Source organism: Bradyrhizobium sp. AC87j1, assembly GCF_002936975.1.
GTDB lineage: Bacteria > Pseudomonadota > Alphaproteobacteria > Rhizobiales > Xanthobacteraceae > Bradyrhizobium > Bradyrhizobium shewense.
The window spans coordinates 1-15,454 of sequence record NZ_PTFE01000029.1 but is presented as its reverse complement, the minus strand read 5'-3'; the positions used below and the strand labels follow the sequence as shown (position 1 = coordinate 15,454).

The following is a 15,454-nucleotide window of genomic DNA, read 5'->3' as shown; positions in this document are numbered from 1 at the left end:
CCGCGATCACCCTCAGCGGTATTTGAGGTTGATTTGCGGCGATCGTTTCGCAGGGGCGCTGTCCGCATCGTGCGGCTTGAACGGCCCCATGCCAGTCGCTACGCTCCTGCAAAAAAGAGGAGTGAAACGGCGATGAAGCAACTCCGGATCGGCGACATCACCATCGACGCGGTCATCGAGCGGGAAGGGCCGTGGCGGCGGCCGCAGGATTTCTTCCCGGCCTATGACGAGGGCGTGTTCGCCCGTCATCTGCCGACGATGGAGCCGGAGGTGTTCGACGCCGCGCGCGGCATGATGGTGATCACCTACCAGACCTTTGTCGTGCGCACGCCGCGCTACACCATTTTGGTGGACACCTGCACCGGCGAGGACAAGGGCCATCCGGCGCCGTTCGATTTTCCCGGCAAGGAGCGCTGGCGCAACGAGCTGTTCGCGCTCGGCATCGGGTTTGAGCAGATCGACTACGTGTTTTGCACGCATCTGCATATCGACCACACCGGCTGGAACACGAGTTTGCGCGACGGCCGCTGGGTGCCGACGTTTCCGAATGCGAAATACGTCTTTCACACGGGTGAGTATGCGGCCTGGGAGGCCGAGAATGCCAAGGGCAGCAATCCGCCCGGCACGGTGTTTCGCGACAATTGCCTGCCGATCGTCGAGGCCGGGCAGGCGCTGTTGGTCGACGACGATTACGCGCTCGACGATACCGTCACCTTGACGCCGACGCCGGGACATTCGCCCTGTCATTGCTGCGTGAACATCTTTTCGAAGGGCCAGCGCGCGGTGGTCGCGGGCGACCTCATGCATCACCAGATCCAGTGCCGCGAGCCGGACTGGTCGGCGAAGCCGGATTGGGACCCGAAGCAGTCGGCGCTCTCGCGGCGAAAATTCTTCGCCTCCGTGGCGGACACCGACACGCTGATTTTGCCGGTTCATTTCCCGGCGCCGACGGTGGGGCTGATCAAGCCGCTGGGCGATGCGTTTGATTATAAGTTCAAGCGGGAGTGATCGCGAAACCTGCAGTGGGATCGACCCGGAGGTCTCGTGTCCCGGACGCGCTGCAGCGTGCAACGCTGCTGCGCAGAGCCGGGACCCATCTATCGAACCATGCATATGGAAGCATGGGCCCCGGCTCTGCAGCGCACCGCTGAAGAAGCGCTGCGCCGCGTCCGGGGCACGAGAGTGCGTTGGATAACGGCGGCGCCTTACGCGCCGACTTCGCACTTCTTCATAAAGCTGTTCTTGGCGGCGCCGGCGAGCGGCTTGCCGTCGGCACTGACGGCCTTGGGCGTGCAGGCGTCGGCCTTGCACTTCTTCAGGAACGAGGTCTTGGCGGCGCCGGCGAGCGCCTTGCCGTCCTTGCCGACCGCCTTGCTCTCGCAGGTTTCTTGGGCGAAGGCCGAGCCTGCCGCAAAGGTGGCAACAATCGCAGCCAGGAAAATCCGCTTCATCATGGGTGTCTCCGTAAACCAGAAATGGCGGAGAGATTGGAGCCGGGAATCGTGGCGCAATCAAGCTGGATGAGGGCCTGCCGTCCGGTCCGGCTGGCGATTTTTTCGAGCGGGAGTCGGCCAGGCGCGCTTCCTGTTGCACTGCTCGCTGACCGCGGCGGGCAATGCTGCTAGGCTTGGCCAGCTTAGCCGGACGGAGCATCGTGATGGACGCCGTGATCCCGAAACGCCAGGAAGCCGCCGATCAGCATTCGCATCTGGTTCGGCCTCACGACATGGATTGGCAGACGACGCGCTTTCCCGGCTGCGAGGCCAAGACGCTGCTGTTCGATCGCCGCACCGGCCTGATGACCGCCTTGATGCGGTTTGCGCCGGGATCGGTGCTGCCCGATCACGAGCATGTCGGCATCGAGCAGAGCTGGGTGATCGAAGGCGCGCTCGTCGACAAGGAAGGGCCGGCCAAGGGCATCGCCTGCAAGGCCGGCGAATTCATCTGGCGCGAGCCGGGCAGCCGGCATGCGGCCTGGTGCCCGGATGGCGCCCTGATTCTGGCGATCTTCCAGGTGCCGAACAAGTTCTTCGAAGCCGACGGCCGCGCGGTCGACGCCGCCGGTCAGGACTGGGACGAAACCTGGGGGCACACCGCGGCGCAGCGGGTGCAGAGCGCCTAGCGCGGTTTAGGCTCCCCGCATGAGCAAGGCCTTGAAGTCGGCTCGCGCGCGCTGCGCCTCGGCACGCGCGACGTCCGAGGCATCGCCCATGCCGAAATAGCCGTGGATCAGGCCGGGGCCCTCGTGATGCTTGACGCGCACGCCGGCGGCCTCCAGCGCGCGCGCATAGGCAGCGCCCTCGTCGCGCAGGGGATCGAACCAGGCGGTGGTCACGACCGCGGGTGCAAGGCCCGCAAGTGAGGCGGCCCGCAGCGGCGAGACGCGCCAGTCCAGGGCATGGCCTGGATCGGCGAGATAATGGCCACAAAACCATTCCATCGTGGCACGCGTCAGAAAGTAGCCCTCGGCATTCTCGGCGCGCGAGGGATAACGCGCGTTCTCGCGCGCGTCGGCGTAAGCGCCGAGGACGTCGGTCACGGGGTAGACCAGCAATTGCGCGGCGAGCTTGATGCCAGCATCGCGGCAAGCGATCGCAGTGGTCGCGGCGAGATTGCCGCCGGCGCTGTCGCCGGCAACGCCGAGGCGTTTTGCGTCGCCGCCAAATTCCGCGACGCGGTCGAAGATATCACTCACGGCGGCGAAGGCGTCCTCGAACGCGCCCGGAAAGCGCGTCTCCGGCGGGCGGCGATAATCGACCGAGATGACGACGGCGCCGGTCTCGATCGCTAGGTTGCGCGCCTGCCGGTCATGGGTCTCGAGGTCGCCCGCGACCCAGCCGCCACCGTGGAAGAACACCACGGTTGGCGCGGGCGTGCTGCCGATCCGATAGACGCGTGCAGGAAGCAAGCCGGCACCGCCTTTCACCTTGATATCCTCGACGCTGTCGACGGGCGGCGGCGGGATGGCGGCGCGCGAGGCAGCCAGTGCGCGCAAGGAATCGCGGGCGCTCTGTGGCGTCATGACCGTGGGATCGCGCATCGGCATGAGCGGAATGATCTGGGCGATGACGGGATCAAGTGGCGCGGCCATGGCTGTGGTCTCCAGGGTTCTTGGTCTTGCTTGCCGCTTAGCATAGATTTTGCGAGCCGCATCGGCAACCGGCCGTGTCGCCACGCCGGTGAATGAAGGGCAGGGAGGCTTTAGAGGTGGAATTCGAAACGCTGGTCCAGTCGCGCCGCAGCGTGCGCGGCTTCAGGAACGAGCCGGTGCCGCGCGCGGTGATAGAGGCGATCATCGAGAGCGCCAAGCGTGCGCCGTCGTAGATGGACACCCAGCCCTGGCATGTTCATGTGCTTACCGGCGGCCCGCTCGAGGAGGTCCGCCGCCGCAACATGGACGAGATGATCGGCGGGGCCACGGTCAAGCGCGACATCATCAGCCAGGGCGAGTACCAGGGCGTGCACCGTACGCGGCAGGTCGACATCGCCAAGAAGCTGTTCGGCGCGATGGGGATCGCGCGCGACGACAGGCCGATGCGGCACATCGTGCGCGAGGTCGCGAAAATTCCGGAGGACTAGGTGATCATGACCTGCGTCGCGATGGGCTATCCTGACGACGACTTTGCCGAGAACGCCGTTCGCTCGGACCGCGAGCATAACGAAGAGTTCGTGCGCTACGTGGGTTTTGCCGATTAGCAGGATGAAGAGGAGATTATTCTCTCGCAAAATTTTTTTGGTGCGGAGTCGTTCGCGGCCTCTTGCAATCTCGAAGATGCGGGAGGAACAATATGCAGACTGAGAGGTTTGTTGCTGGCGCGAGGGAATTGACATGCGGCGGCTGGCTAGCCTGGTTCGATGGTTCTTCGGCCCGCGGCTGCGGCGCCCCATCGATGCTGATCCAAGTCTTCCTTTCACCCCCGAAGAGTTCGGCCGGCTGATTCGCAGCGGCCGCCATGAGGACATGAAGCTGCTGGCCGACGGGCTCGCCTGCCGGTCCATCCCGCACCGCGCCAGCCATCGCGCCACGCACTAGCCGGGGCTCGCTTCGCGGCCATCGCCATAGGCCCGCCGGCCTTATCGCGTGAGCGCGACCTCCTTGAACGAGGTCACCAGCGCTTTCTCCAATTTTCCGCTCATCCCGCAGAGGACGTCGTAGGCTTCCGCACGAGGCATGGTGGGCTTGTAATGCCGGTGCTCGATCAGCGCTGCGAAGATGTCGGAGATCGTGAGAATCCTTACGACGTCGCCGATGCTCTCGGCGCAGAGCGCATCGGGATAGCCGCTCCCGTCGAGATATTCGTGATGATGGCGAACGGCATCGAGGATCTCCGGCGAAATCTTGTCGTGGCCTTTTAGAAACTCATGGCCAGCGGCCGGATGGGTCTCGATCAGGGCACGTTCCTCCGCATCGAGGCGGCTCGGCTTGTCGAGAATGGCGAGCGGGATCTGCGCCTTGCCGATGTCGTGGAACATGGCCGCCGAGTAGAGGCGCTCCAGATCGGCTCTTCCGACACCGAGGCTCAGGCCGAAGTCGATGGCGACGCCGGTCACGAGCAGGCAGTGCTGATAGGTTCCCTCGTGATGGCGCCGCACCGTCGTGAGCCATTCCGAAAGGCCTCGCTGGGTTATGCGGTCGGCGATCTGGCGGCCGGCCTCCTTGGTGCCATCGACGTCGATGGGCTGGCCAAGGGTGACGGCCGTAAACATCGAGGCGATCGCGGTTGCCGCGGCCTCGACCGCGTTGTCGGACCGTGCCATCTCGCCCGGCGCGGCGGAGGACGGATCCGCCGGATCGCACAGCGCAGACAGTAGTTTGGGCCGGTTGATCGTACCGGGCAGGACGTGCGTCGCCCCGAGCGCGTAGGCTTGCGAGATACCGACGTGAGAGCTGTGCTCGAGGAGAAATATCCGCTTCTTCGCCTTGGCGAGCTTGCCAGCCCGTCTCTTGAGGGCGGCGATACTGTCGACGTCGCGCAGGTCCGCGCGGATGACGATGGCGGCGGGCACCTGCGACAGCTTGGCTTCAGCGTCCAGCCGTTCGCCGGCGACGGCGAAACGGTCCTCAAGGATCGTGCAGACGCCGGCCAGCCTGTCGGACGTATCCGCCAGCACATGCACGAAGGAGCGGGCCGCTTCCTTCTCGCGGATGCCGTCCGCGTTGACGGGGCTGAGGATGGTTCGCGCGTTCTGCACCGCTCGACCTGGACTATCGTGGATTGCAATAATTGGGATGAATTGTTGGCCTATTTGCTCCGGGCGACGGTCTGCGTAGCGGCCGAGGGTGCGCTCGCCGGCTTCTTTTTGCCATCAGCGGTGACGAAGTGAATGCCGGCCGTGGTGCCATCGATCCAGATCAGCTCGCAGCGCCGATAGGCGAGCCCGGTCGACGACAGCAGCATGAAGAATTCCTTGGCCTGCAGCACGTCCAGCGTGCCCTCGACCTCGACCTTTGCGCCTGTCTGCGACACGTCGAGCAGAACGCAGCTGCGCCGCCATGTGCCGTCAGAGCCCATCAGATTGACGGCCTGCCTGTGGTCCATCCGCACGCGCGCCGCCTTGCGGCCGTCGAACTTCATCGGCTACCCCCCGTTTTTGCGCCGCGATCTCGCCGACTGCTCTCCTTGACGCTTGCGGCGATTTCCCCCCACCGCACCGTCCACTGACTGGTCGACAGAAGCAGCGTCTCGAAAATGTGTTGTGCGCGTTCGCGCTCGGCAAAGGAAAGCCTGGTGCCGCTGCGGTTGCTCAGGATGGCAAGCGTGGTCTGCCAGTTCAGCCGCGACGCCCGGCAGGCCATCACCAGGCCTTCGCAATCGCCGTCGGTCATGACGTGCTCGACGATCTCGATGGGGGTCCCCGAAAGCACCGACAAGGCCGTGAACAAATTGGCGGTCTCGCCGCGGATCGCGAAGCGGTTCACCGCGGAATCGTTGAGCTTGCCGATGCGGTTGAGCGCGACGATCTCCGGCCGTGCGCTTGCATAGGCGGCCGCGCTAGGCAGCTTGGGCACGATCGGCGCTGCCGCTCGAGGACACGAGACGGTGGAAGCCTTTGGCTCCGCACGTGCGTTGGGGGCCGGCGAGGCCGGCAGCAACTTCCGCAGGACCGGATCTGGCGTGCCTGGTCTGAGCGCCAGGGCCTTCGTGAGTTCGTCATCGCTTGCGCACGTCTCAACGAGCGCGACGTAGGCGGCATCGGAGAACCGTGCCCCTGCGTTGCTGATCAGCGCAAGGTGAACGGAGCGGCCGCCGCGCTTGATGAGCGTCTCGGTCAATTGCGGTTCGATGTGCGCTCGGACAGCAATCGCGAGTTGCTGCGGTTCGCCGCTCGAAATCGCGATTGTTTCGAGATCGGACGTGGAGAGCGCCTGGGATTTGAACAGAACGGGGCAGGCCACGCCGGGATCGTCGTGTAAGGCAAGACGTTGCAGGGTCTTCGGCGGAGCCACTTTGAGCTCGGCAAGCGCCGCGCCGAGTTGAATCAATGCGCTGGCCTCGACCCGCTCCGTCAATCGAAGCAGGACGCCGTCGACCACACTGGCCAGCAATTCCTGAGGCCGGTCGCGGCTGCCGGTGAGCAGCTGCAAAATGCCTTCGAGGATGCGAGCGCAGCGGTCCAGCGGGCAAGTTGCGACCGCATCCTCCAACTCGACCAGAATATCAGCAGGCGAATTTGCCGTCATGGCAGGGGCCTGAAATAAAATAGCTATACGATTTAACGAGCTTTATTGGGCCTCAAAGGTGTTAATTTTTAATTTTGAGAATTAAATCCCAGGGTGTTAATGCACCGCGGCATTTCGGGAAATGCTATCGAAATTCGGCAAGGCTCGACGTCCCGGCTTGTCCTTTCAGTTGGACCCTTCCCAATTGATCAGGACACGTTAGGATTGATTCTTCAGGTCCGACGAGAAACCAAAAAGGGGGAAGCGGATCGGCACCGTTGCCAAATGCGCGTCGATTGCGACGCCGGGTTTCGTATTTTCATGAACAGCATTGATGACGTGCCCAGGCTGCCACTCAAGACATTTCGTTTTTCAGATGTCGACGAATTTCGAAGCTCCATACGCGGGCTGACTTTCGAGTTCACGCCTTTCGTACGGAAGATTTCGTCTGAGCAGACAATTCTGTCGTTGCCCGGGTGCGACGTGAATTTGACGCGCGCGTTTCCCCGGGTCGTTGATGCACAGCTCGTCGGGAATTGCACTGCGATCGGCTTCACGATGGACGACCTCAACGTCCCCATTCGCTTCAATGGCTCGCAACGTGCACGTCCGGTCGTGGTCATTGGCAGCGGCGGCGCGGCCTACACCGTCATCGAGGAGGTGCAGCGGCAAATCGCCTCAGTGGTTTTCAGCCCGGAAGTGAGGGACCGCGGCTGGCCCAGAGCTTCCCAGAGCTTCAAGATTTTCGAAACGAGTGCCGCTGGCCTGGACCGGCTGCGCCGTGTGGTGCGTGAGGTGCTGGCCGCGGCCTCAGAGCCCGTCGAGGCGTCAGATCTCCCGGTCAAGGCAAGAGCAATGAAGGAATCCCTGCTCGCGGCCGTCGACCACGTGTTGGGAGATGTCGTTTCGGTCCGCTGGACGCTGCGCCCCAATGACGAGCGGAGCTTCAGGATGTTCCGGGATATCAGTGCGCTACTGTCCGATGACCTCTCGCAGCCGATCTACAGCGAGGAGATTGCCCGCAAGCTCGGACTGTCCGTCCGCACCATGCACGACGTCATCCGCCGCTATCGCGGCATGAGCCTGCACCGTTACTTGCGCCTGCGCCGACTGTGGCTGGTGCGCCGGCGGCTGCTCGCCGGCGCCGACAGCGTCAAGGCGGCGGCGCTTGCGTTCGGCTTCTGGCATCTCGGCGACTTCTCCCGAAGTTACCGCGACCAGTTTGGCGAGACGCCGTCGCAAACGCTGGAGCGCGGACGCGGGCGATAGTTGACGGATCGAGTAGGGCCGGACGCCGGTTTTGTGCTACCGTCCGGCCATGAGCAATCGCATCCTCGTCCTCTACGGTTCCTACCGTTCCGACCGCATGGGCATCCGCCTTGCGAATTTTGTCATCAATCGGCTGCGCGCGCGCGGCGACGATGTCACCTTCATCGACGCCAAGGCGATCGGCCTGCCGATGCTCGACCGCATGTACAAGGAGTATCCGAAGGGTTCGGCACCTGAAGCGCTTGAGATTCTGGCGGGACAGATCCGCGGCGCCGACGGCTTCGTCTTCGTCACCGGCGAATACAATTGGGGCATCCAGCCCGGCCTCAAGAATCTCACCGACCACTTCCTCGAAGAGTGGTTCTGGCGTCCGGCCGCGATCGTGAGCTATTCGGCCGGCCGGCTGTCCGGCGCGCGCGCCGCGACGGCCTGGCACGGCACGCTCTCCGAGATGGGCATGGTGGTAGTGTCGAGCACCATCGGCGTCGGCCCGATCGCGCAGACATTGTCGGCCGACGGCGAGCCGATCGGCGACGGCGGCAAGGCTTTGGAGCGCTCGTTCCCGCGCTTTGCCGACGATCTCGCCTGGTGGATCGAGGCCGCCAAGGCGCAGCGGGCGCGCAAGGCGCCGCCGTACTGAACTTGTCTACGCCGCCCTGACCTCGCCGAGGAAGCGGTCGAATTGGCCGGCGAGATCGCGCGACTGCGTCGAAAGCTGCTCGGCGGCGCCCAGCACTTCCCTTGCGGCCGCGCCCGTGTCATCGGCGGCGCGCTGCACGCCTGCGATATTGGTGTTGACCTCCTGGGTGCCGCGGGCGGCCTCCTGGACGCTGCGGGCGATCTCCTTGGTCGCCGAGCCCTGTTCCTCGATCGCTGCGGCGATCGCGGTGCCGATCTGGTCGATCTCGCCGATGACGTCGGCGACGTTGCGGATCGCGGCCACGGTCTCGTCGCTCGCGGTCTGGATCGCCGTGATCTGCTCGGAGATTTCGGTGGTGGCCTTGGCGGTCTGGCCCGCCAGCGATTTCACCTCGGAGGCGACCACGGCAAAGCCGCGGCCGGCCTCACCGGCGCGGGCGGCCTCGATGGTCGCGTTCAGCGCGAGAAGATTGGTCTGCTCGGCAATGCTCTGGATCAGCGTGACGACGTCGCCGATCTTCTGCGCGCCCTCGGCGAGGGTGCGTGCGGTGTCGCCGGTGCGGCGGGCGTTGTCGACGGCGCGGGCCGCGATCTCGGTGGATTGCGCGACCTGACGACCAATCTCGGAGATCGAAGAGGTCAGCTCTTCGGTGGCGCTGGCGACGGTCTGCACGTTGGTCGAGGTCTGCTCCGAGGCCTTGGCGACGACCGCGGCCTGGCTGTTGGTCTGGGCCGCCGTCGAGGTCATCGACTGTGCGGTGCTTTCCATGGTCGAGGAGGCCCGGGACAGGCCGCCGACGAGCTCGGTGACCTTGGCCTCGAACGCGCGGGTGAGCTCGTCGAGCGCCTGCGCGCGGCGCATCTTGCCGTCGTTCTCGGCCTGCTTCTCGGCCGCGAGCCGGTCGGCCCGGATCATGTTGTCCTTGAAGACCTGGACGGCGGCAGCCATCGCCCCGATCTCGTCGGAGCGCTCGGCGCCCGGGATGCTGTCCGCAACCTCGCCCTCGGCAAGCCGCGACATCCGGCTCGTCAGGTTGACGATCGGCGCGCAGACGCGGCGGCGAACCATCACGATGAGGCCGACGCTCGCGATCAGGACGGCGGCAAGGCCTGCGAGCGCGATGGTGAAGCTGGTGCGCGCGGCCGAGGAGGCGCCGGCGAGGATCTGCTCGGCATTGTCGTAGAACGCGTCGCGGACCTCGATGATGGTGCTGAGGCCGCGCTGCGTGGCGGCGTAATAGGTGTCCATGTCGTGTTCGTACTTGCCGCTGACCGCGCCGTCCTTGACGAGCTTGAGCTCGCGGCCGAACTCTTCGACATAGATCGAATTGAATTTTTCGAGCGCGGTGGCGACGTTCGCTGGCGTTGCCGGATTGCCGCGCAACTCCATCAGTGCCATCACGAGCTGGTCGTTGCGGCCCTGCGAGCGGCCGATGTCGGCCTTCTCGGCGTCGGTCGCCGGCTTCTTGCCGCCGACGAGGTTCTTGTGCAGGCTGGAGTTGAAGCCGCCGACGTCGCGCAACGTCATGGCGGTGTTGGCGTAACTGGCCTGCCGGTAGGCATCACCGTTCAGGATCGCCATGCGGCGGACCTGCTCGTTCAGCAGCGCGGTCACGCCGCTGTTGAGCACGGCATTGTCGGCGACGATCTTCTTGGCCGCGTCCTTGCGGGCCTCCGCCGGCCCGGTGAGCGCCTTGTCGATGGCCTCGCGCAAGGCGGTGAATTTCGCATTGATGCCATCGATGTTGCTGCCGATGCTGTTGCCGTCGTCGAACGAGCCGGGCAGCTCCTTGCGCAGCGCGTTCATCCTGTCGCGGGCGCCGTCGGTCTGCTTGCGCAGCTTGTTCTGTTCGGCGAGCAGCGCAGGGTCGATCGTGGCGGGGCCGTAGAGGATGTTGGTGGAGAAGCCGCGCTCGGGGTTGAGATAGCGCGGGATGTCGCTGGCGGCGCGGACGATCGCCAGGCGGCCTTGCGCCTCGCTGATCCGCTCCATCGTCTGGTACTTGGTCACGGCGACGTAGACGGCGAGGCCGCCGCCCACGGTCGAGAGCGAGACGATGGCGGTGGTCAGGAGCGTTCCGATTTTCATGATCTGTCCGGCAATTGGCGCGGGGGAGAAAGATATTCTCCGGAAAATAGACAGACCGTATTAATCGCGGGTTTACGCTGGTGGATGCCGCGGGTGCGAGCCTGGCTTAGCGACCGAGGGTGGCAAGGATTTCCAGCGTAGCGGCGTCGCGCTCGCCTGCGAAATAGCGGGCGAGCGCCTCGCCGAACACGGGCTCATCGGACACCGCACCGAACAGCGTCATCGACGAGCGGAATTTGGAATCGTCTGGCGCGCCGAGGATGGCGTTGATGTTCCGGCCCTGAACCGCAAGCACGAGGCGGGTGCATTCGATCAGGCGCGTCCCGAGCACGGGATGGGCGAGATAGGCCCTGGCCTCCGCGCGGGAGCCGATGGCGTAGCGCTGCGACATGGCGCTTAAGCCGAGGCCGGCGATCTGGGGGAAGACGAACCACATCCAGTGAGTCTGCTTCCGGCCCCGGGCCAGCTCCCCCTGGACGTCGCGAAAAACCGGATTCTGGGCCGTTACGAAGCGCTCTAGATCGAAAGGATCGGTCATTGGATACCTTGGAGGGCCTTGCCGGCCGCGATTATGCCTAACTTTTGGCTCCCAATGTGGTAGCTGGTATAGAGTCTCCGGGCGGGGGTTGGGCCCCCCGGGGGTCGATTTGGGGATCTGATGGTTTCCGACGCAGCACATGCCGAGAGGCTGTTGTCGCGCCGCCGTGTCGGGCGAGCCGAGAGAGTTCTGCTGTCGCTGGCCGCGGTCGCGCTGGCGCTGGGGGCTGCTGCCTGGGTTGTCGATATCGGCGACACGACCCCGCTGGTCACCGCTGCACTGCCGCCGGCCAATAGCCCGTCTTTCGAGGACCGTTTCGCGTCGGCGTCCGGCAACCCGCCCGCCCGCGAGCTCGGCCTGCGGACGATGGAGCGTTCCGCCCTGAGTGCGGTCCAGCTCAAGCTCCGCGATGCCAAGGCGATGCTCGCCCAGAAGCTCCAGGGCGACGATTGGCGCTCGACCCTGACCGATGACGACCGGCACGTGGTTGACGAGACGAGGCCGTCGCAGCGTGCCGACGCTATCCCGATGCCGCGCTCGCGCCCGTCCCAGGCGGACCTCTCCGCCCAGATCGCCTCCAGCCAGGCCTATGCCGAGACCAACCCAAGGGTCGACAACCGCAACTTCTTCGAAAAATTCACCGACAAGATCAGGCTGGCCTCGCTGACGCCCGGCGACGGCCTGTTCGGCAAGGCGCCGGATCTGGCCGCCCTCGGCTACGATTCGCGGACGGCGGTCTATGACATCAAGGCCAAGGCGCTTTACCTGCCGAGCGGCGTCGCGCTGGAAGCCCATTCCGGCATGGGCGCGCTGATGGACGACCCCAATCATGTCGACCAGCGCATGGTCGGCGCGACCCCACCCGCAACCTACGACCTGAAGCCGCGCGAAAAGCTGTTCCACGGCGTCCGCGCGCTGCGCCTGACGCCCACCGATGGCACCAGCGCGCTCGGCCGCGTCGGCCTTCTCACCCACAATTACATGCTCGGGCCGCGCGGCGATTCCAACGGCTGCGTCTCGATCAAGGACTATGATCGCTTCCTCAAGGCTTACGACAATGGCGAGTTCAACCGCCTGGTCGTGGTGCCGAGCCTGAGCGGATCTGCGACTGCCTCGCAGCGCGCCAGCACCGACTCCTGATATTCGCCTGCTGCGGCGGGGCTGCCGTTTCCCCTTCGTTAAGCCGTCATCGTCCAGAAGCAGCACATGAGTGATCCATCAAGTTCCGAGACCCCGCTGCGTACGACGTTCAAGATCAAGTTGAACGGCGACACGTTGGCGATCGCGACCGTCGGCCAGGCCTATCAATTCCTCACCAACTTCAAGTCAGTCGAATGGATGGAATTCCGCTCGCTGCACGAGGACGCCGTCGAGGCTCTGGAAGGCGCAGCGGGTAACGCGATGCTGGCGGTGCAGGCAACCAACGCCGTGCGCGCGCTGTTCGTCAGCGCCAAGCTGCTCTGAAGCCCTTCAGCTCATAGTCTCGTAGTCCGGATGGAGCGTAGCGTAATCCGGGCTACAGGCTACGGGTCTTCTCCTCGCGCATCTTGAACTCTGCTTTGGGAACGGGCAAACGGTCCGCGAAGATCGTCGCCGCAAGCCCATGTCTGAAATTTAGTTCAGGGAGAGACCCCATCATGAAACGCCGTACATTTCTCAAGGGCGGCGCGGTCGCCGGCGCGACAACGCTGGTTGCCGCACCTGCGATCGCGCAGAGCGCGCCCGAGATCAAATGGCGCCTGACGTCGAGCTTCCCGAAGTCGCTCGACACCATCTACGGCACGGCGCAGACTTTTGCGAAATACGTCGCCGAAGCCACCGACAACAAATTCCAGATCCAGACCTTTGGCGCCGGCGAGATCGTTCCGGGCCTGCAGGCGCTCGATGCCGTCAGCACCGCATCGGTGGAGATGGCGCAGACCCCGCTCTATTTCTACATCGGCAAGGAGCCGGCGCTGGCCTACGCCACCGGCGCGCCGTTCGGCATGAACCACCGCCATCAGGAATCGTGGTGGCACTTCGGCGGCGGCGCCGACCTTACCAATGAAGCGCTCAAGCCGTTCAAGGCGCACGCCATCCTCTGCGGCAATTCCGGCACCCAGATGGGCGGCTGGTTCCGCAAGGAGATCAAGACCGTCGACGATCTCAAGGGCCTCAAATTCCGCATCGCCGGTATGGGCGGCCACGTGCTGGCCAAGCTCGGCGTCGTGCCGCAGCAGATCGCAGGCGGCGACATCTATCCGGCGCTGGAGAAGGGCACGATCGACGCGGTCGAGTTCGTCGGTCCCTATGACGACGAGAAGCTCGGCTTCCAGAAGGTCGCCAAGTACTATTACTTCCCGGGCTGGTGGGAAGGCGGCGCGATGCTGCACATGATCGTCAACGACGAGAAATGGGCGTCGCTGCCCAAGCAGTACCAGGCGATCGTCAACCAGGCCGGCGCGGCGGCCGGCGCCTGGATGCTCGAGAAATACGACAGCGTGAATCCGGCGGCGCTGAAGCGGCTGATCGCCAACGGCGCGGAGCTGAAGGCGTTCCCGCAACCGGTGCTGGAGGCCTGCTACAACGCCACCCAGGAGCATCTGAACGAGCTCGCCGCCAAGAGCGACTTGTTCAAGCGGACCAAGGAAAGCCACGACGCGTATATGAAGGAACTGCTGTTCTATACGCAGATCGCGGAGAACTTCTACGACAACTACCTGCTCGGCAAGATGCGCAACAAGAGCTGATTGTGAGCAGGGCGCGGTGCCGCGATCGCGCCGCGCTCTTGTAGGGTGGGCAAAGGCGCCCTTGCGCCGTGCCCACGTTCTTTGCGCCGTGTGCAATGGTGGGCACGCTCCGCTTTGCCCCCTACGAGACTTTTCGTGTGGGGAATTACACCGCGCCCAGACCCAGCTTCGCATAGATCCGCCTTGCATAGGCGCCGAACGCATCGGTCGTCTTGAGCGGCAGATCGCGCGGGAAGGGCAGGTCGATCGGAAAATAGTCGGCCATCTTCGCAGGCCCCGCCGTCAGCACAGCACAATGCGAGGACAGGAAGACGGCTTCCTGGATCGAATGCGTGACGAAGATGATGGTCTTGCCGCTCTCCCGCCAGATCCGCAACATCTCCAGATTCATCTGCTCGCGCGTCAGCGCGTCCAGCGCGCCGAACGGCTCGTCCATCAGGATCAGCTTTGGATCGTGAATGAAGGCGCGCGCGATCGCGGTGCGCTGCTGCATGCCGCCGGACAGCTGCTGCGGATATTTCTGCTCAAAGCCGGCGAGCCCGACCAGGTTGAGCAGGTCGCGCGCCCGCTCGCGCGCCGCCTTCATCGGCAGGCCAACGATCTCGGCCGGCAGCAGCACGTTGTCCAGGATCGTCCGCCACTTCAGCAGCAAAGCCTGCTGGAACACCATGCCAATGTCGCGGGTCGGATCGAACGGGCTGTTGGCGTTGCCGATCTTCACCGTGCCGCCGTCGGCGCCATGCAGGCCAGCCAGAATCTTCATCACCGTCGTCTTGCCGCAGCCGGACGGGCCGACCAACGAGACCAGCTCGCCTTCCTGCACGTCCATGGTGACGTCGGACACCGCCAGGAATTCGGCGCCGCCGCTGCGATAGACCTTGCGGACGCCCTGCAGGCTGATGAAGGGGTCTGGGCTCATGCCAGCCACTTGTCCCGATTGGCGGCGACGAAGGCATCGTCGCTGAGGTCGGCATGCGCGCGATAGACGCGGTCGATCTCTTCTTTCTGACCGGGGCTGAGGCCCTCGTCCGGATCAAGGCACCACAGGCCTTGCATCAGCCCCTGGCGCCGCAGGACTTCATGGCAGCCGGCGATGCAGCCGTGGAAATTGTTGGCGACGTCGAAGAAAGCGCTGTTGCAGTCGGTGACGCGGGCATCGAGCGCCAGCAGGTCTGCCGGCACGCTGTCCTTGTGCCGCGCCGCCTTGCAGCGTTCGAACTGCTTGATCGCACTCGCGGTCCAGACCGACCAATGGCCGAGCAAGCCGCCCTTGAAATAGGTGCGCGTGCTGACGCCGTTGTCGCGCAGATCGAACGGCAGCATCAGATCGAGCAGGATGTGGTCATCATTGCCGGTGTAGAGCGCGACGCGATCGAGCGCGCCCGCGGCCGCGACGCCGCGCAGGACGTCGAGGGTGCGATAGCGGTTGAACGGCGCGATCTTGATCGCGATGACGTTGTCGATCGAGGCGAAGCGCTGCCAGAACCGGGTGGAGAGGATGACGCCGCCGACGGCCGGCTGAAGATAGA

General features: G+C 64.7%; 19 protein-coding genes. 10 read left to right on the top strand and 9 right to left on the bottom strand.

The features are described from left to right. The first annotated feature begins 132 nt into the window (after positions 1-132). A complete protein-coding gene (locus CV770_RS17035) occupies positions 133-1,008 on the top strand; it encodes an MBL fold metallo-hydrolase (protein ID WP_104463118.1) in 876 nt (291 codons plus the stop codon). Positions 1,009-1,205: 197 nt separating this feature from the next. Here CV770_RS17035 and CV770_RS17030 read toward each other — a convergent pair whose 3' ends face one another. Beyond that, entirely contained in the window at positions 1,206-1,454 is a 249-nt protein-coding gene (locus CV770_RS17030) for a hypothetical protein (RefSeq protein WP_091956943.1), read from the bottom strand. Between the two features lie 203 nt (positions 1,455-1,657). Between CV770_RS17030 and CV770_RS17025 the strand changes: the two genes are divergently transcribed. Next, the gene (locus CV770_RS17025; protein WP_091956942.1) at positions 1,658-2,122 is read left to right on the top strand and encodes a cupin domain-containing protein; all 465 of its coding nucleotides are present in this window, start codon (positions 1,658-1,660) and stop codon (positions 2,120-2,122) included. Positions 2,123-2,128: 6 nt separating this feature from the next. Here the strand turns inward: CV770_RS17025 and CV770_RS17020 are convergent, their stop codons facing one another. Next, entirely contained in the window at positions 2,129-3,091 is a 963-nt protein-coding gene (locus tag CV770_RS17020; protein WP_165637360.1) for an alpha/beta hydrolase, read from the bottom strand. 116 nt (positions 3,092-3,207) lie between these two features. On the opposite strand from CV770_RS17020, the gene CV770_RS43335 reads away from it, so the two are divergent. The 3 genes from CV770_RS43335 (at position 3,208) to CV770_RS17010 (ending at position 4,033) form a co-directional block, all read left to right on the top strand. After that, complete coding sequence (locus CV770_RS43335) at positions 3,208-3,324, top strand: nitroreductase family protein (RefSeq protein WP_245323327.1); 117 nt, start codon at positions 3,208-3,210, stop codon at positions 3,322-3,324. Next, positions 3,325-3,579, top strand: coding sequence for a hypothetical protein (locus CV770_RS43330; protein ID WP_245453775.1), 255 nt, complete (start codon positions 3,325-3,327; stop codon positions 3,577-3,579). Positions 3,580-3,829: 250 nt separating this feature from the next. After that, complete coding sequence (locus tag CV770_RS17010; RefSeq protein ID WP_018322924.1) at positions 3,830-4,033, top strand: hypothetical protein; 204 nt, start codon at positions 3,830-3,832, stop codon at positions 4,031-4,033. A 41-nt stretch (positions 4,034-4,074) separates the two neighbouring features. Here CV770_RS17010 and CV770_RS17005 read toward each other — a convergent pair whose 3' ends face one another. Genes CV770_RS17005 through CV770_RS16995 form a run of 3 tightly spaced genes read right to left on the bottom strand, consistent with a single transcriptional unit; the run spans position 4,075 to position 6,682 of the window. Continuing rightward, the gene (locus CV770_RS17005; RefSeq protein ID WP_091956941.1) at positions 4,075-5,193 is read right to left on the bottom strand and encodes an HD-GYP domain-containing protein; all 1,119 of its coding nucleotides are present in this window, start codon (positions 5,191-5,193) and stop codon (positions 4,075-4,077) included. Positions 5,194-5,243: 50 nt separating this feature from the next. Next, on the bottom strand, positions 5,244-5,576 hold the full coding sequence (locus CV770_RS17000; protein ID WP_091956940.1) for a PilZ domain-containing protein: 333 nt from the start codon (positions 5,574-5,576) through the stop codon (positions 5,244-5,246). Next, positions 5,573-6,682, bottom strand: a complete 1,110-nt coding sequence (locus tag CV770_RS16995) for a DUF2336 domain-containing protein (protein WP_104463117.1) — start codon at positions 6,680-6,682, stop codon at positions 5,573-5,575. Before CV770_RS16995 ends, CV770_RS17000 begins: the two co-directional genes overlap by 4 nt. Before the next feature lie 300 nt (positions 6,683-6,982). Here CV770_RS16995 and CV770_RS16990 point away from each other — a divergent pair, with 300 nt between their 5' ends. Beyond that, positions 6,983-7,930 carry a helix-turn-helix domain-containing protein gene (locus CV770_RS16990; protein WP_104463164.1) on the top strand — a complete coding sequence of 316 codons (948 nt, stop codon included), beginning with the start codon at positions 6,983-6,985 and terminating at the stop codon, positions 7,928-7,930. A 49-nt stretch (positions 7,931-7,979) separates the two neighbouring features. Next, positions 7,980-8,570: an NADPH-dependent FMN reductase gene (locus tag CV770_RS16985; RefSeq protein WP_091956937.1), complete on the top strand. Its 591-nt coding sequence runs from the start codon at positions 7,980-7,982 to the stop codon at positions 8,568-8,570. 6 nt (positions 8,571-8,576) lie between these two features. Here the strand turns inward: CV770_RS16985 and CV770_RS16980 are convergent, their stop codons facing one another. Together CV770_RS16980 and CV770_RS16975 are read right to left on the bottom strand one after the other, a co-directional pair. Further along, positions 8,577-10,658: a methyl-accepting chemotaxis protein gene (locus CV770_RS16980; RefSeq protein ID WP_091956936.1), complete on the bottom strand. Its 2,082-nt coding sequence runs from the start codon at positions 10,656-10,658 to the stop codon at positions 8,577-8,579. 106 nt (positions 10,659-10,764) lie between these two features. Continuing rightward, complete coding sequence (locus CV770_RS16975) at positions 10,765-11,196, bottom strand: DUF1810 domain-containing protein (protein ID WP_104463116.1); 432 nt, start codon at positions 11,194-11,196, stop codon at positions 10,765-10,767. A gap of 189 nt (positions 11,197-11,385) precedes the next feature. Here CV770_RS16975 and CV770_RS16970 point away from each other — a divergent pair, with 189 nt between their 5' ends. The 3 genes from CV770_RS16970 (at position 11,386) to CV770_RS16960 (ending at position 13,925) form a co-directional block, all read left to right on the top strand. Beyond that, positions 11,386-12,336, top strand: a complete 951-nt coding sequence (locus CV770_RS16970; protein ID WP_104463163.1) for a DUF2778 domain-containing protein — start codon at positions 11,386-11,388, stop codon at positions 12,334-12,336. Positions 12,337-12,402: 66 nt separating this feature from the next. Continuing rightward, positions 12,403-12,660, top strand: coding sequence for a hypothetical protein (locus CV770_RS16965; RefSeq protein ID WP_018322933.1), 258 nt, complete (start codon positions 12,403-12,405; stop codon positions 12,658-12,660). A gap of 173 nt (positions 12,661-12,833) precedes the next feature. Further along, positions 12,834-13,925 (top strand): TRAP transporter substrate-binding protein, encoded by a 1,092-nt coding sequence (locus CV770_RS16960; RefSeq protein WP_104463115.1) that lies wholly within the window; start codon positions 12,834-12,836, stop codon positions 13,923-13,925. 145 nt (positions 13,926-14,070) lie between these two features. Here the strand turns inward: CV770_RS16960 and CV770_RS16955 are convergent, their stop codons facing one another. Both CV770_RS16955 and CV770_RS16950 read right to left on the bottom strand, forming a co-directional pair. Then, on the bottom strand, positions 14,071-14,844 hold the full coding sequence (locus CV770_RS16955; RefSeq protein WP_201759891.1) for an ABC transporter ATP-binding protein: 774 nt from the start codon (positions 14,842-14,844) through the stop codon (positions 14,071-14,073). Continuing rightward, positions 14,841-15,454, bottom strand: a 614-nt coding sequence (locus tag CV770_RS16950; RefSeq protein ID WP_502693602.1) for a dihydrodipicolinate synthase family protein, incomplete at its 5' end; no start/stop codon positions are given. The genes CV770_RS16955 and CV770_RS16950, both read right to left, overlap by 4 nt.

Coding starts and splice junctions, on each gene's coding strand:
- CV770_RS17035 (WP_104463118.1), top strand. CDS start 133: ATGAAGCAACTCCGGATCGGCGACATCACCATCGACGCGGTCATCGAG.
- CV770_RS17030 (WP_091956943.1), bottom strand. CDS start 1,454: ATGATGAAGCGGATTTTCCTGGCTGCGATTGTTGCCACCTTTGCGGCA.
- CV770_RS17025 (WP_091956942.1), top strand. CDS start 1,658: ATGGACGCCGTGATCCCGAAACGCCAGGAAGCCGCCGATCAGCATTCG.
- CV770_RS17020 (WP_165637360.1), bottom strand. CDS start 3,091: ATGGCCGCGCCACTTGATCCCGTCATCGCCCAGATCATTCCGCTCATG.
- CV770_RS43330 (WP_245453775.1), top strand. CDS start 3,325: ATGGACACCCAGCCCTGGCATGTTCATGTGCTTACCGGCGGCCCGCTC.
- CV770_RS17010 (WP_018322924.1), top strand. CDS start 3,830: ATGCGGCGGCTGGCTAGCCTGGTTCGATGGTTCTTCGGCCCGCGGCTG.
- CV770_RS17000 (WP_091956940.1), bottom strand. CDS start 5,576: ATGAAGTTCGACGGCCGCAAGGCGGCGCGCGTGCGGATGGACCACAGG.
- CV770_RS16995 (WP_104463117.1), bottom strand. CDS start 6,682: ATGACGGCAAATTCGCCTGCTGATATTCTGGTCGAGTTGGAGGATGCG.
- CV770_RS16990 (WP_104463164.1), top strand. CDS start 6,983: ATGAACAGCATTGATGACGTGCCCAGGCTGCCACTCAAGACATTTCGT.
- CV770_RS16985 (WP_091956937.1), top strand. CDS start 7,980: ATGAGCAATCGCATCCTCGTCCTCTACGGTTCCTACCGTTCCGACCGC.
- CV770_RS16980 (WP_091956936.1), bottom strand. CDS start 10,658: ATGAAAATCGGAACGCTCCTGACCACCGCCATCGTCTCGCTCTCGACC.
- CV770_RS16975 (WP_104463116.1), bottom strand. CDS start 11,196: ATGACCGATCCTTTCGATCTAGAGCGCTTCGTAACGGCCCAGAATCCG.
- CV770_RS16965 (WP_018322933.1), top strand. CDS start 12,403: ATGAGTGATCCATCAAGTTCCGAGACCCCGCTGCGTACGACGTTCAAG.
- CV770_RS16960 (WP_104463115.1), top strand. CDS start 12,834: ATGAAACGCCGTACATTTCTCAAGGGCGGCGCGGTCGCCGGCGCGACA.
- CV770_RS16955 (WP_201759891.1), bottom strand. CDS start 14,844: ATGAGCCCAGACCCCTTCATCAGCCTGCAGGGCGTCCGCAAGGTCTAT.